11 protein-coding genes are annotated in these 12,788 nt (G+C 54.3%); 6 read left to right on the plus strand and 5 right to left on the minus strand.

Features of this window, described 5'->3' with window-relative positions:
- Positions 1-26: 26 nt before the first annotated feature.
- The 3 genes from JTE88_RS07855 to metG all read right to left on the minus strand — a co-directional run bounded on the left by JTE88_RS07855 (position 27) and on the right by metG (position 4,131).
- Positions 27-1,229: an aggregation-promoting factor C-terminal-like domain-containing protein gene (locus tag JTE88_RS07855; protein ID WP_204424142.1), complete on the minus strand. Its 1,203-nt coding sequence runs from the start codon at positions 1,227-1,229 to the stop codon at positions 27-29.
- A 116-nt stretch (positions 1,230-1,345) separates the two neighbouring features.
- A complete protein-coding gene (locus tag JTE88_RS07860) occupies positions 1,346-2,308 on the minus strand; it encodes a TatD family hydrolase (RefSeq protein ID WP_204424144.1) in 963 nt (320 codons plus the stop codon).
- Positions 2,309-2,325: 17 nt separating this feature from the next.
- Positions 2,326-4,131: a methionine--tRNA ligase gene (metG, locus tag JTE88_RS07865; RefSeq protein ID WP_204424146.1), complete on the minus strand. Its 1,806-nt coding sequence runs from the start codon at positions 4,129-4,131 to the stop codon at positions 2,326-2,328.
- Positions 4,132-4,240: 109 nt separating this feature from the next.
- Here metG and JTE88_RS09315 point away from each other — a divergent pair, with 109 nt between their 5' ends.
- Positions 4,241-5,275, plus strand: coding sequence for an isochorismatase family protein (locus JTE88_RS09315; RefSeq protein WP_204424148.1), 1,035 nt, complete (start codon positions 4,241-4,243; stop codon positions 5,273-5,275).
- 196 nt (positions 5,276-5,471) lie between these two features.
- Here JTE88_RS09315 and JTE88_RS07875 read toward each other — a convergent pair whose 3' ends face one another.
- Positions 5,472-7,832, minus strand: coding sequence for an MMPL family transporter (locus JTE88_RS07875; RefSeq protein ID WP_204424150.1), 2,361 nt, complete (start codon positions 7,830-7,832; stop codon positions 5,472-5,474).
- A 121-nt stretch (positions 7,833-7,953) separates the two neighbouring features.
- Complete coding sequence (gene rsmI, locus JTE88_RS07880) at positions 7,954-8,781, minus strand: 16S rRNA (cytidine(1402)-2'-O)-methyltransferase (protein WP_204424152.1); 828 nt, start codon at positions 8,779-8,781, stop codon at positions 7,954-7,956.
- Positions 8,782-8,905: 124 nt separating this feature from the next.
- Between rsmI and JTE88_RS07885 the strand changes: the two genes are divergently transcribed.
- The 5 genes from JTE88_RS07885 to JTE88_RS07905 all read left to right on the plus strand — a co-directional run bounded on the left by JTE88_RS07885 (position 8,906) and on the right by JTE88_RS07905 (position 12,754).
- Positions 8,906-9,256, plus strand: a complete 351-nt coding sequence (locus JTE88_RS07885) for a DsrE family protein (protein ID WP_204424153.1) — start codon at positions 8,906-8,908, stop codon at positions 9,254-9,256.
- A gap of 68 nt (positions 9,257-9,324) precedes the next feature.
- Positions 9,325-10,275 carry an ABC transporter ATP-binding protein gene (locus tag JTE88_RS07890; protein ID WP_204424155.1) on the plus strand — a complete coding sequence of 317 codons (951 nt, stop codon included), beginning with the start codon at positions 9,325-9,327 and terminating at the stop codon, positions 10,273-10,275.
- Between the two features lie 2 nt (positions 10,276-10,277).
- Positions 10,278-11,033, plus strand: a complete 756-nt coding sequence (locus tag JTE88_RS07895) for an ABC transporter permease (RefSeq protein ID WP_204424157.1) — start codon at positions 10,278-10,280, stop codon at positions 11,031-11,033.
- A 25-nt stretch (positions 11,034-11,058) separates the two neighbouring features.
- A complete protein-coding gene (locus JTE88_RS07900; protein WP_204424158.1) occupies positions 11,059-12,129 on the plus strand; it encodes a sensor histidine kinase in 1,071 nt (356 codons plus the stop codon).
- A gap of 19 nt (positions 12,130-12,148) precedes the next feature.
- Complete coding sequence (locus tag JTE88_RS07905) at positions 12,149-12,754, plus strand: response regulator transcription factor (RefSeq protein WP_204424159.1); 606 nt, start codon at positions 12,149-12,151, stop codon at positions 12,752-12,754.
- Positions 12,755-12,788 lie beyond the last annotated feature (34 nt).

The raw sequence follows: 12,788 nt of genomic DNA on the forward strand, positions 1-12,788 counted from the left end.
TAACTTACCGGCTTCTATCGACGTTTTTAGTACCAGCCCACCGAGTGCGAGTGTCCTAGCGCACCACATGGCGTACCGTAACGGCCAGAAATATATCCTAGACCCCACGTAATCTGGGTTGCTGGATTGGTCTGCCAATCGGCACCAGCGGAGGCCATCTTCGATCCTGGCAGCGATTGTGGAATACCGTATGCGCCAGATGATGGATTGTTAGCCAAGTGATTCCAACCGGATTCACGTTGCCAAAGCTGATCGAGGCAGGAAAATTCGGCTGTTGACCAACCGCGGGCTGCTACCATCTCAGCTGCAATGGCACGAGCAGTTCCCGGAGCAACCGGCGCCGCATTCGCAGGGACTGCAACGGCAGTTTGCGCATCCTCTTCCTTCGTGCCAACTTTTACGACCTTCGGCTGTGCAGGCGTTGTCACAACATCTACCGTTACGCTACGGCTGACTTCTTGGCCATCGTGCTTAGTAATCGTATAGGTTCGAGTGCCCTCACCCGGTGCACCCTCTGATTCAATACGTTCTTCACCCTTCGGCAAAGTTGGATCGTCCTCACGGGTAGTTTCTTGAGCAACCGGATAGTTTTCCGTGAACGATTCAGTGGTCACTCGTGTAATAGTCACCTTCGCATCAGCAGCAACGGGCTTATCGAGCGGAGCTGAAACAATATCTGCACGATTGACCGTAATTTTGGCAGCCTCTAAAGCATCTGCCAAAGTTACCTTAGAACCGGTAACAACCGTCTTCACTTGTCCATCGACACTAACTGAGAATTGAGTGGTGACACCTTCGATAAGCGGAGTTGTTTCACCCAGCGAGACCGAAGCATTCGCAACGCCAGCAACTGCAGGCGCGTTATCAGCCATCGCAAGGCTTGGGGGCACGTTTTCCACTGCAATTCCGAAACCTAACCCAACAACAAGAGCTGCCGCTGAGCCAAAACCTACGCCTTGCATGAGTGTGGCTTTGCGTGACTTTCGCACATGAACTATTTCTTCAGTACGTGACACAACCAGATCGTGGTTCATTTTTTCCGCATAGGGAACTGCCGGGAGCACGGTGACTGGATTGGATGCGACACCATGGACTTTATCAATTGTGACAACTGGAATTTCACCCGTAGTTGCCTCGCGGCGTGCGGCAGCTGCGCGTTCAGCTGCTCGGCGAGCTCGGCGTGAACCTGGCTTTGGCGGGTTCAGGTCCATCCGCTGCGTCTGATCCATTGGTATTTCTCCACGTCTCATATCGACAAGTTATCTGATGTATATCGATTGTAATCAAATTGTAATCATTATTCTTACTAACGTGGGTCGAATAACAAAATTATTCGGACTTCTCGCTATATACCGTACACATTGTGGGTGTTGCGATCTATCACAGAACACCACTCACCTAGGCCCACTCCACGACGCTCAGCCATAAAACGTACGGTATACCCCACTCCCCAAGCAGCGTTCGGATGGCCACGGAAAGGAGCTGGAGTCAGATACGGAGCATCAGTCTCTACCAGAACCAATTCCTCAGGAAGCACATCAAATGCTTCTTGCAGCTCGACGTTGGGACTATACGTCACCGGACCAGCGAACGAAGCGTACCAGCCATGCTGGGCACACACCTGAGCCATCTTACGGTCTCCGGAAAAACAATGGAACACCGTACGCTCCGGAGCTCCATCAGCTAACAGAATCTCGATAACATCAGCATGTGCCTCGCGATCGTGAATCTGCAACGGTTTACCGAGTTCCTTCGCTAACGCAATATGTGCCCGAAACGCATCCTTTTGCGCCTGCTTCCCAGCTTCGCCGGTACGAAAATAATCCAGTCCCGTTTCACCAACCGCAACCACATACGGATCGGTACTTAACTGTGCAACCCGCGCAACGGCGTCGTCAAGCGACAACTCCTCATGCCACGGTTCCACATGTGGATCAAGCCCATCAGGCGCCACTTCGCGCACCCCGGCATGTATCGCCGCCTCATTAGGATGAATCGCCAAGGCCGCCCAAATCTCTGGAATATCGCGGGCTAAATCGTGAGTGAAGTCCAGCATCGGCATTTCACAGCCAGAGGAGATAGCAGCCCGCACACCAGCTTGTGCCATGCCGGCCCGCAGAGTCTCCAGCAAAACCGGCATCCGTAAACTGCCGTCTTCTGAACGATTCTGAATCGGCGTCTGCCCGTCACCGCCAACTACCGGATCTGGTGAAATATGGGTGTGGTTATCAACAATAGGAACCGGCAGCCGGTCTGGGATATCCAGGACCAGCCGCCGCCGTTCCTTTTTAGCTTTCGAGTTGCCCATAAACTAGCCAGAACTGACTACTCAGTGATGCCTAGGCGTTCGAGCTCTTCTGCAATAATCGATTCATCGAGCTTGGCAAATACTGGCTTCGGCTTGGCAATCGGGGTGCCTGGCACAACCTCGCGCGGCTCCCACGGGCGCACATCCGAATAATCACCAGTAATAATCGGATACGGGTACTCGGTATCCAGATCGGTGACTTCTTCGATGCGTGGCATCGGAGCGATATCACCTTGCCCGCCGAGCACCTGATCGATCGCATTCGATGAATGAGGCAAGAATACGCTCATCATCGTGTTCAGATCTGACACCGCTTGAACCAAGGTGTTCAGTACCGTCGCTAAGCGTTCGCGCTGTTCTGGGGCCTTCAACTTAAACGGTTCGGTGCGCGTCACATACGCATTTGCTTCACCGACCAGACGCATGATCTCGCTCAGGGCAGCACGCTGCTGGTGGGAACCAATCAGTTGGCCAACAGTATCAAAACCGCCACGAACCGCATCCAAGAGCGCGTTGTCGATTGCTTCACGTTCACCTGGGGTTGGGATCTCCCCAAAGTTCTTCGCAATCATCGCACCGGTTCGGTTAACTAAGTTACCCCAGCCGGCAACCAGCTCGGAATTGTTGCGACGCACGAACTCTGCCCACGTGAAATCCGAGTCAGAAGTTTCTGGCCCAGCAATCGAGATGAAGTACCGCAATGCATCAGCCTGGTAACGTGACAAAACATCACGGACATAAATCACGACATTCTTCGATGAAGAGAACTTCTTTCCTTCCATCGTCAAGAATTCTGACGCAACCACCTGGGTTGGCAGGTTCAACGTTCCAAAATCGCGTGCGTTGCCGCCGCGCGAACCAGCACCGTTGTATGCCAGAAGTTCTGCTGGCCAGATTTGGGAGTGGAAAACGATGTTGTCCTTACCCATGAAGTAGTAGGAAAGGGCTTCTGGGTTGGTCCACCATTCACGCCAATCTTCTGGGCTACCGTTGCCTTGTGCGGCACGGCGGCGAGCCCATTCGATCGAAGCTGAAAGGTAGCCGACCACAGCATCGAACCACACGTACAGACGCTTGTTTGGTTTATCTTCCCAGCCTGGAACCGGGATTCCCCACGAAATGTCACGGCTCATCGCACGTGGGCGGACATCGTCGAGCAGATGCTTGGAGAAGGAGATGACGTTTGGCCGCCACGAACCGTCACGCTCTACCTCATCGAGCCAAGAACCAAGGGCTTCAGCGAGTGCTGGCAGATCGAGGAAGTAGTGCTCGGTGGAGGTGAAGTTTGGGGCGAGCCCGGAGACCTTCGAAACAGGATCGATCAGATCTTGCGGATCGAGCTGGTTTCCACAGTTGTCACACTGATCGCCGCGAGCGCCCGCTGCGCCACAGATCGGGCAGGTTCCTTCAATGAAGCGGTCTGGCAGCGTGTTGCCAGTTTTCGGATCGATAGCAACAAGCTGTTCTTCCACAATCATGTATCCGTTATCGCGGCAACCTTCGAACAGGTGCTGGACGACGGCGACGTGATTTTGCGTGGTGGTGCGTGTGAACAGATCGTAAGACAGGCCAAGGTTAACCAGATCCTCAGCGATAATGCGGTTGTTTTTGTCTGCCAACTGCTGCGGGGTTACGCCTTCGTTATCGGCAGCGACCAGAATTGGGGTGCCGTGTTCGTCGGTTCCCGAGACCATGAGCACATCGTGCCCAGCCATGCGCATGTACCGCGAAAAAACATCAGAAGGGACACCAAAACCGGCGACGTGGCCGATATGGCGAGGACCATTGGCGTAAGGCCAAGCTACTGCAGACAAAATCTTCATATCTCTAGATTACGCGCCTATCGCTGTGAGATGAAACTGCATGTGCCTATCTCACGTTCGGCACGTATGCTTGGAGTGTAGTCAATGACGGTGAGTTATTGGAGGAGTCATGGAAACACAACGCGCACTGATTATTGTTGACGTGCAGCCTACCTTCTGTGAAGGTGGGGCACTGGGTGTCGACGGCGGCAATGCAGTAGCTGAACGCATCGCCGATTTCGTTACCGAGCACGCTGACGATTACTCGTATATCGTCACCACTCAGGATTGGCATGTTAATCCTGGGAAACATTTTGCGGAGGAACCTGATTTTGTTGATACGTGGCCGCCGCACGGAGTTGCCGGTACTGCTGAGGCAGAGTTGCATGAAGCGATCGCCGCTTTACCGCTTGATGAATCGGTCAAGAAGGGTGAATATCAGGCCGCTTATTCTGGCTTTGAGGGTACAAGCGTGGACGGCGAGCCGTTGGAGGTGTTGTTGCGTGAGCAAGAAATCACCGCAGTGGACGTGGTCGGTATTGCGGAATCGCATTGCGTCAAGGCAACCGCGTTGGATTCACTGAAGGCAGGTTTTCCTACCCGCGTCCTATCGGACTTGACGGTTCCGGTAACCGAAGAATTAGGGATTCTCGCCCGTCAGGAAATGGATGAGGCCGGTGTGGAGCAGATTCGTTCTACGCAAGCTTTTGGTTTTTACGACGACGATGAAGATGAGATTTCCCGAATTGCTGACGAGTGGGTAGAAGCTCACGCTCGCACAGAGGCCGATTGGGATTCGACCCCGTCAGACTCCTGGGATGATGATACCTGGAATGACACCGACGGCGATGGCATACCTGACGATCTCGAAGATGACGAATACGGCGCTGCCGATTACCGCGATTTCGAACTTCCTGATGAGTCTGATGGTGGCGTTATTCGCACTGCCCCAGTTTACGATGATTTCCAAGATGAGGATGGCAGTGAGTTTAACGACTCTGACCGGTTCGATGAGATCACCGCGAAGCTCACCTCTGATGTAGATATTGACGATCTTGATCTCGATGAGTTCGATATTGACATCGATGAAGATATCGACTTCTCTGACGAGGTCGATGAGGCTGATTTCGATTTCTCAGATATTGATTTCAAACCTGGCCAGTAATGATGGCAGGTTGATATTGCCTGTTTTCCGATTGCGGCTAGAAGCTGCATTGCTCCTTTAATTAACTGTTGGCGCCTAGTTTCCCACAACGGGAAACTAGGCGCCAACAGTGTTTTATGTACCGAGTTGGGCTGAGTATTGGGGCTAACACTGCGTGAGGCTATGACTCTAAGGTTTAAACCAGCCCAGTTTGGTGTTAGCTCTGCTTGAGAGCCGCGTGGTTTTCGTTTGGGAGTTTCTTCGATGTCCATGGCCACCACATCACGTCACCGAATTCGTAGACCAACCCTGGGATGAGCAAGGATCGTACGATGAGGGTGTCGATCATGATGCCCAGAGCAACGATGATTGCCAGTTGCAACATGAACAGTAATGGTACAACTCCGAGAGCTGCGAAGGTTGCAGCGAGCACAATACCTGCGGAGGTAATGACTCCACCGGTAACACCAACTGCGCGCGTCATTCCAGCATGGCTACCGATGCCGAGAGATTCTTCGCGGGCACGGGACATAAGGAAGATCGTGTAGTCGATTCCGAGTGCAATAAGGAAGACGAAGGCGTAGAGCGGAACGGACGCGTCTGCACCGGGGAAATCCAGAATGCGGTAGAAAGCGATTGCACAGATTCCTAAGGTAGCTCCAAACGAGATCACGTTGGCGACGAGAACAATGAGTGGGGCTACGATCGAACGCAAAAGAACCATGAGCATCAACGCGATAACAATGAGGACTGTTGGCACAATCTTGGCAAAGTCAGCTTGTGCAGTTTCTTGAGTGTCAAGACTCTGTGCGGCTGGTCCACCAACCAGTGCATTTCCACCAATTGTGGTCAGTTCGGTGCGAATATCGCGAACAACGTCTTGGGTGGCTTTGTCTTCCGCTGGCATGGCGGTGGTGATGTTGAGGAGTACGCGACCATCGACAACAAGAGGTTCAGCGGCAGCTGGTTGTTGACCGGCTGGCCGTGTACCCTCTGGAGCACCTGCACCCTCTGGAGCACCTGCACCTTCAGGTGCGCCGGCTCCCGGCGGTGGCCCCATTGGCTGTTCGGATTCCTTGGCTTGTGGGGTTACTCGAGCCACACCGTCAAGCTCACTGAGCGCAGCAATAGCTTCTTCGCTCTTGTCCTGATCGATAAGAACAGTTGTTGGCTGGACTGAACCGGCATCGAACTCGCGGCCAATCACGTCGAAACCGGTGACGGCCTCAGCCGATTGGGTGAACTGTTCGGTGGCAGATGTTCCTGATGCTTGGAAGGTGAACGCAAAGCTTCCAAGAACGAGGAGTGTTGCAAGCGTTGCAACCCATACGACGCGGTAGCGACGTTCAACAAACTTCGCGACTTTGTACCACATGCCGTGGCTTTCGGCGTCGTCACGGGAGTCGTAGTGTGGAATTTTCGCGGGCCAGAACATCACTCGAGCATGTTTGCCTGGGATCATCAAAATGCCGGGCAATAGGGTGAGTGCTGCAAGCATAGAGAACACGATACCAATCGACGAAATCGGACCGAGCGACGAGGTTGACGAAAGATCAGAGATAAGCAGGATCAATAGGCCAGCGATAACGGTTCCGCCAGAAGCTAAGATTGGCTCCCATGAGCCCTTCAATGCGATCGCTAATGCCGTGTACGGGTGATCTTGTAACGTCAGTTCTTCGCGGTATCGAGCAATAAGTAACAGACAGTAGTCCGTGGTAGCACCAATCACCAAGATTGCCAAAATACCTTGGGTCTGACCGTTAAGATCGATAATATTTGCTTTCGCCAAGTTAAACACCACTAACGCAGCACCACACAAGGCAGTGATTGCGGTGAATAGGACGACGATTGGGATGAAAATCGATCGGTAGACGACGATGAGGATGACGAAAACGAGAACGACGGCGACGAGCAAGAGAGTCAAATCAATGCCGGCAAATGCGTTACCCAGATCTGCTGAGAGTCCAGCCGGTCCTGAGACATAAGAGACGAGGTTGTCACCGGTAGCGCCAGCATCGGAAAATTGGCTTGACAACTCCGAACGGATCTCGGAGATCACCACGCCCATTCGTTTATCGTTATCCGCTGTGCGCTCGTTCGTCATATCTTTGTCAAGCATGATCGGCATCAGCACAGCTGTGCGGGCTCCGTTCGGGATGACCGGGATTGGGCCTGCGCTAACGTCGGATAATTGGAGATCGTCGTCAAGTTTCAGATCTGGAAGCGACTTCGCGATTTTACCTAGTAATCCGATCTGTTCACCACTAAGTGCGTTCTCATCTTTGTTTTGCACAACGATGAGAGCAGGAATAGTGGAATCTTCGCGGAACTCTTCGGCTTCTTGCGCAGCGAGTGTGGATTGGGCGGAGGCGGGAAGGAAAAATGATGGATCTGATTCGGTCAGGGTCGAAATTTTCCCTTGTGCCATCCCGCCGAATGCGAAAATTGCGAGCCAGAAGACGAGCAATAGTCCTCGAAGCGGGAGAGATTTGCGCGCTTGTAAAAATTCTACTGCTGAATCGAGGCGCTGCGATCCAGTTAATTGCGATGTAAAGTTTTCGTTTTTCGTGGTATCCATCGTTATCCTTCCAATAGATACCCCTAGCCTACCCGGTTAGCGTGACACTTTTTTAAAAATCGTCTCTAAATTAGAGTAGAGAACCTCACCTCACCTGATCGCGAACAAAGATGCAATCACTTTAACTATCCAGCACAGCTTGATAAAGGACGTTTTTACGCACACCTGCACGTTTAGCAACAAAACCAGCCGCATCTTTCATACGCGCACCCAGTTCCGTCAATTCCCGAACATCCGCGATCAACTCCGGAGTGACCACCGACTGCCCAGCGGGGTTATCACGATAGCCGGCCACCACAAGAGAGATTTCGCCCTTGACCTCACCGGCAGACCACTCCACCAGTTCCGCCAAGCTCCCCCGACGCACCTCTTCGTAGACCTTCGTCAACTCACGAGCTACCGCCGCTTGGCGATCGGCACCAAAAACAGCGCTCATATCCACCAGCGTTTCATGCAAGCGGCGCGGGGATTCAAAGAAAATCATAGTCCGCTCATCACGGCTCAATTTCGCAAAGGCCTGCCGGCGCTCCCCTGACTTGCGCGCCGGGAAACCTTCGAACGAGAACCGATCTGAGGCGAGACCGGAAATTGCCAACGCAGTGAGCACCGCGGACGGTCCAGGAACAACAGTGAGCGCAACCCCTTCACGGGCCGCGAGCGCAGCTAACCGATACCCTGGATCCGAAATAGACGGCATCCCAGCATCGGAAACCATCACGATCGTTTTACCTGCCTGGGCCGCCGCAATCAGATCCGGCGCTTTTTCCGCCTCATTATGATCATGGTAGGGAACAACCGGCGCATGGATCGAGATTCCTAACCTCCCCACCAGATTCAATAACCGGCGAGTATCTTCGGCCGCAATCAAATCCGCACTCTCCAACGAAGCTTTCAAGCGCTCCGACGCATCGGCGTCGTTCCCTAACGGTGTTCCTGCAAGAATAATCATGCCTCCCATACTACCTGCCTGCCCCACACAAACATGCTTGTCTTAATGTCGAGACAACTGCGAATTATCGAGGTAAGGTGATACCAAGCACATCAATAGTTGCGTGTCAGACAAAGGAGTCGCCATGTCCGAAATCAAACTCGTATTCCACGTTAACGAAAACGACCGCTGGCCATTCGCTATCCGTTCCGTCGATAACGTCCTGCTAAATTCCGATACCCCCGGCACCAATATCACCGTCGTCGCCAACGGCGCCGCAGTACGCTCCTTCTCTCAGCTCGACGTCGAACCCCATCGGATGTCGCGTATAAAAAACCTTGCGGAAAAAGGCGTCCACTTCTTGGTGTGCAATATTGCGCTCGAACAACGTCAAATCAAACCCGAAATGGTTCCAGATTTTTGCGCCATCGTTCCTGCCGGCATTGTAGAAATCGCCAAACTGCAGGCAGAGGGGTACGGCTACGTCAAACCGTGACATCTGTCATGCACAACAGCTGACATTCATGACTTACTCGCAAACACATCCTTTGCGAGACTTAAAGCATGAACACAGAGCTATTGAAAATCTTTGACGTAACGAAAACCTTCGCTACACCCGACGGTCCCATCACCGCCGTCGATCACCTCTCACTGAACATCACCTCGGGAGAAATCGTCTGTCTGCTCGGACCGAACGGCGCAGGAAAAACCACCCTCCTCGATATGGTCCTCGGACTGACCGCACCCACCAGCGGAATCATCACCGTTGGCGAGGAAGCACCCAAACACGCAATCCGTGCCGGAAAAATCTCCGCACTGCTCCAAACCGGCGGGCTCATCAAAGATATGAGCGTGCGCGAAACCCTAAACTACATCGCCGCCACATATCAGTCCTCCCACCCCGTCACCGGCGAGCGTATCGCCGACGTCGTCAACCAAACCCAGCTCGCCGCACTCCTTGGCCGCAAGATCGGCAAACTCTCCGGCGGAGAACAACAACGCGTCAAGTTCGCACTCGCACTGCTGCCAGACCCCAGCCTCATTATCCTCGACGAGCCGACCACCGGCATGGATGTCACGGCTCGGCGCGCATTCTGGCAGACCATGCACGAACATGCCCGCACCGGCCGCACAGTCATCTTCGCCACCCATTACTTAGAAGAAGCAGAAAACTTTGCCGACCGCGTCGTCCTGATGAACCGCGGACGTATCATCGCCGATGGCACCACCCAAGACGTGCGAGCTATCACCGGTATCCGCCACCTGCGCGCCCGCGTCGACCGCGTAGAATCCTACGAGCTCACCGAATTCACGACGCAGTTCGGCGCCACAATCACCGATCACCAACTCTCGTGTGCCACCGCGCAATCCGACGAACTCGCCCGCGCCCTGCTGAACGCCGGCGCCTACGACCTCGAAATTATTTCCCCGTCACTCGATGACGCTTTCGCCTCCCTCGTCACCGCCGACACCGCTGTCGCTGACACTGCCGCCACTGAACCGAAAGAAGCCTAGCCATGAACCGCACCCTCATTCGCGCCGACGTTCGACGTTTCCTGCGTTCACCTGACGCCCTCTTCTTCACCATCGTCATCCCCACCCTCATGTACATCATTTTCGGCGGAAGCGCCGAATACGGCGATAACCCGATCGGGCACGGCAACATCAATATGGTTGTACTGATCAACATGAGCGTTTATGCACTCTCACAAGCCGCGGTGGGCTACACCGGAACCACCGCCATCGATCAGCTCCAAGGCTGGGGCAGGCAACTAGCTCTCACCCCGCTGACTGCCACCTCGCGCCTACTCAACCAGGTCATCGCAGCCTTCCTTATTTCCACGATCACGCTGGTCTGCCTCCAGGTAGTCGGAGTGGCGATGGGTGCACAGATCCCAGTGCTGCGCTTCATAGCATTCTGCACGCTCTCCTACCTGACAGTGGCGTTGTTCGCCTGCTACGGAATCGCCGTGGTCAACACCTTCAAGGCCGAAACCTCGATCAGTATCGCCTCCGGACTCTTGGTGCTCTTGGCGTTTGCCGGCAACCTCTTCGCTCCACTCTCAGGCACGCTGCTAACCATTTCGCGATTCACGCCGCTGTGGGGACTGGGCGAGTTGGCGCGCTACCCGCTCACCGAAGGACTCATGTACGATTCCAGCGGTATCCCTGCCAGCACACCGCTGTGGTATGCGCTGGTGAACGTCGCCGCTTGGCTACTCATCTTCGTCGTCTGGGCACGCCTGAGCGTGCGCCGAGCAAACGAACGATAGCCGGCTTTCTCGATAGGATAGGAACATGAACACCCGCCGTGACTACGTGATGAGCTTGGCGATGGCTCTGGTCTGGTTGCCGTTTCTCGCGTTTCCGGTCTACTACATCGCAATAGGTGCGTATTCGCCGACGCAGCGTGCAATCGGCTATTGTCTCGTTGCCGTTTTCGCTGTTGTGTATGCGCTCACTTGGATCTTGGTCTATCACCCGCGGGTGGCCGATCAGGTCAGGCGCCTGTATGGAGCGTCTTTTGCACTATTGCTGGCCATCACGTTTGCGATGCTGGCCATGTTCGGCCAAGCCGGGCTTTCCTTCTTCCCTTATATCTGTTCGATGACGGGGATGTTCGTTCCGCTTCTTCCGGCATCACTGATTGTTCTTGGCTTGAGTGCGCTCATGGAGTTCGCCGGATGGTGGCTGACTATCAGCAACGATGCGCACGCCCTCCTCCTTATTAGTATTGGTGTTTTTGCGATGACCTCCGGTTCGCGCCATTTCGACCACGCTGCGCGAGAAAAACAGGCAGCTGCCACGCATGAGGCGATTGCTGAGGAGCGCAATCGGCTTTCGCGCGACATGCATGACGTCTTAGGTCACTCGTTGACGATTATGTCGATGAAGTCTGAGCTCGCTTTGCGGTTGCTGGACAAGGATCCGGCGGCGGCACGCAGCGAGATTGAGGCGATTCGTGACTTGTCACGTTCGGCGATCGCCGAGGTGCGAGCCACCGTCTCCGGCTTGCGAATGCAAGTATTGGGCGACGAACTCACGAACTGCGTGCGCACGTTACGCGAGTCCGGTTTGGCGGTCACGGTTCACGGCAGTGTTGACGACGTCGATCCGCGGTTCCGTTTCGTTTTCTCGTGGGTGGTACGCGAGGCAAGCACCAATATTCTGCGGCATGCGCGCGCCCGCCACGTCACTATTACGTTGCGGTCTGCACAAATTTCAGTCAGCGACGACGGCGTTGGGTTGCCTGAGAAGCGTTCCGGCCACGGGCTTATCGGGTTGGCTGAGCGTATCGCAGCGGCTGGTGGCGTACTGGAGCTTCCCAATAATCAGCCAGGTACAATCATCCAGGCAACAATGGAGTAACAGAGGTACGAAGGCAATCATGATTAGTGTTCTTATCGCAGACGATCAAGCACTCGTTCGAGGTGCGTTGCGTGCGTTGTTGAATTTAGAAGACGATATTTCAGTTGTGGCTGAGGTTGGCCGCGGCGATGAACTGGTCGAGGCGTTACGGTTACACCCCGCCGACGTCGCCGTCGTCGACATCGAAATGCCGGGACTTGACGGGATCAGCGCTACCGTTGCCGTGTGCGAAGCTGGGCTGGACACAAAGGTTCTGATTGTCACCACCTTCGGCCGGCCCGGATATGTCCAACGGGCGCTGGCGGCGGGCGCGAAGGGGTTTATTGTCAAAGATACTCCGGCTGACGAACTAGCGAATGCGATTCGAACAATCTCTAGCGGCGGGCAGGTCGTTGATCCAGCGCTCGCCACCCAGTCGTTGTTCTCCGGAGCCAATCCGTTAACTAAACGCGAACAAGAACTGCTTTTAATCGCCGAAGATGGGCTCACGATCGCGGAAATTGCGGGCCAGGTGTTTTTGTCTGAAGGAACGGTACGCAATCATCTATCTTCAGCGATCGGGAAAACCGATGCAACAACTCGCGCCCAAGCTGCGCATATCGCCCGGGAAAATGGATGGCTGTAAGCCACAATAATAATTTGCAATCCCAGGGGTGTAG

This window comes from Arcanobacterium phocisimile, from assembly GCF_016904675.1.
Classification (GTDB): Bacteria; Actinomycetota; Actinomycetes; order Actinomycetales; family Actinomycetaceae; genus Arcanobacterium; species Arcanobacterium phocisimile.

Excerpts from the sequence above, each read along its gene's own strand:
- JTE88_RS07855 (WP_204424142.1), bottom strand. The coding sequence starts at position 1,229 with ATGGATCAGACGCAGCGGATGGACCTGAACCCGCCAAAGCCAGGTTCA.
- JTE88_RS07860 (WP_204424144.1), bottom strand. The coding sequence starts at position 2,308 with ATGGGCAACTCGAAAGCTAAAAAGGAACGGCGGCGGCTGGTCCTGGAT.
- metG (WP_204424146.1), bottom strand. The coding sequence starts at position 4,131 with ATGAAGATTTTGTCTGCAGTAGCTTGGCCTTACGCCAATGGTCCTCGC.
- JTE88_RS09315 (WP_204424148.1), top strand. The coding sequence starts at position 4,241 with ATGGAAACACAACGCGCACTGATTATTGTTGACGTGCAGCCTACCTTC.
- JTE88_RS07875 (WP_204424150.1), bottom strand. The coding sequence starts at position 7,832 with ATGGATACCACGAAAAACGAAAACTTTACATCGCAATTAACTGGATCG.
- rsmI (WP_204424152.1), bottom strand. The coding sequence starts at position 8,781 with ATGATTATTCTTGCAGGAACACCGTTAGGGAACGACGCCGATGCGTCG.
- JTE88_RS07885 (WP_204424153.1), top strand. The coding sequence starts at position 8,906 with ATGTCCGAAATCAAACTCGTATTCCACGTTAACGAAAACGACCGCTGG.
- JTE88_RS07890 (WP_204424155.1), top strand. The coding sequence starts at position 9,325 with ATGAACACAGAGCTATTGAAAATCTTTGACGTAACGAAAACCTTCGCT.
- JTE88_RS07895 (WP_204424157.1), top strand. The coding sequence starts at position 10,278 with ATGAACCGCACCCTCATTCGCGCCGACGTTCGACGTTTCCTGCGTTCA.
- JTE88_RS07900 (WP_204424158.1), top strand. The coding sequence starts at position 11,059 with ATGAACACCCGCCGTGACTACGTGATGAGCTTGGCGATGGCTCTGGTC.
- JTE88_RS07905 (WP_204424159.1), top strand. The coding sequence starts at position 12,149 with ATGATTAGTGTTCTTATCGCAGACGATCAAGCACTCGTTCGAGGTGCG.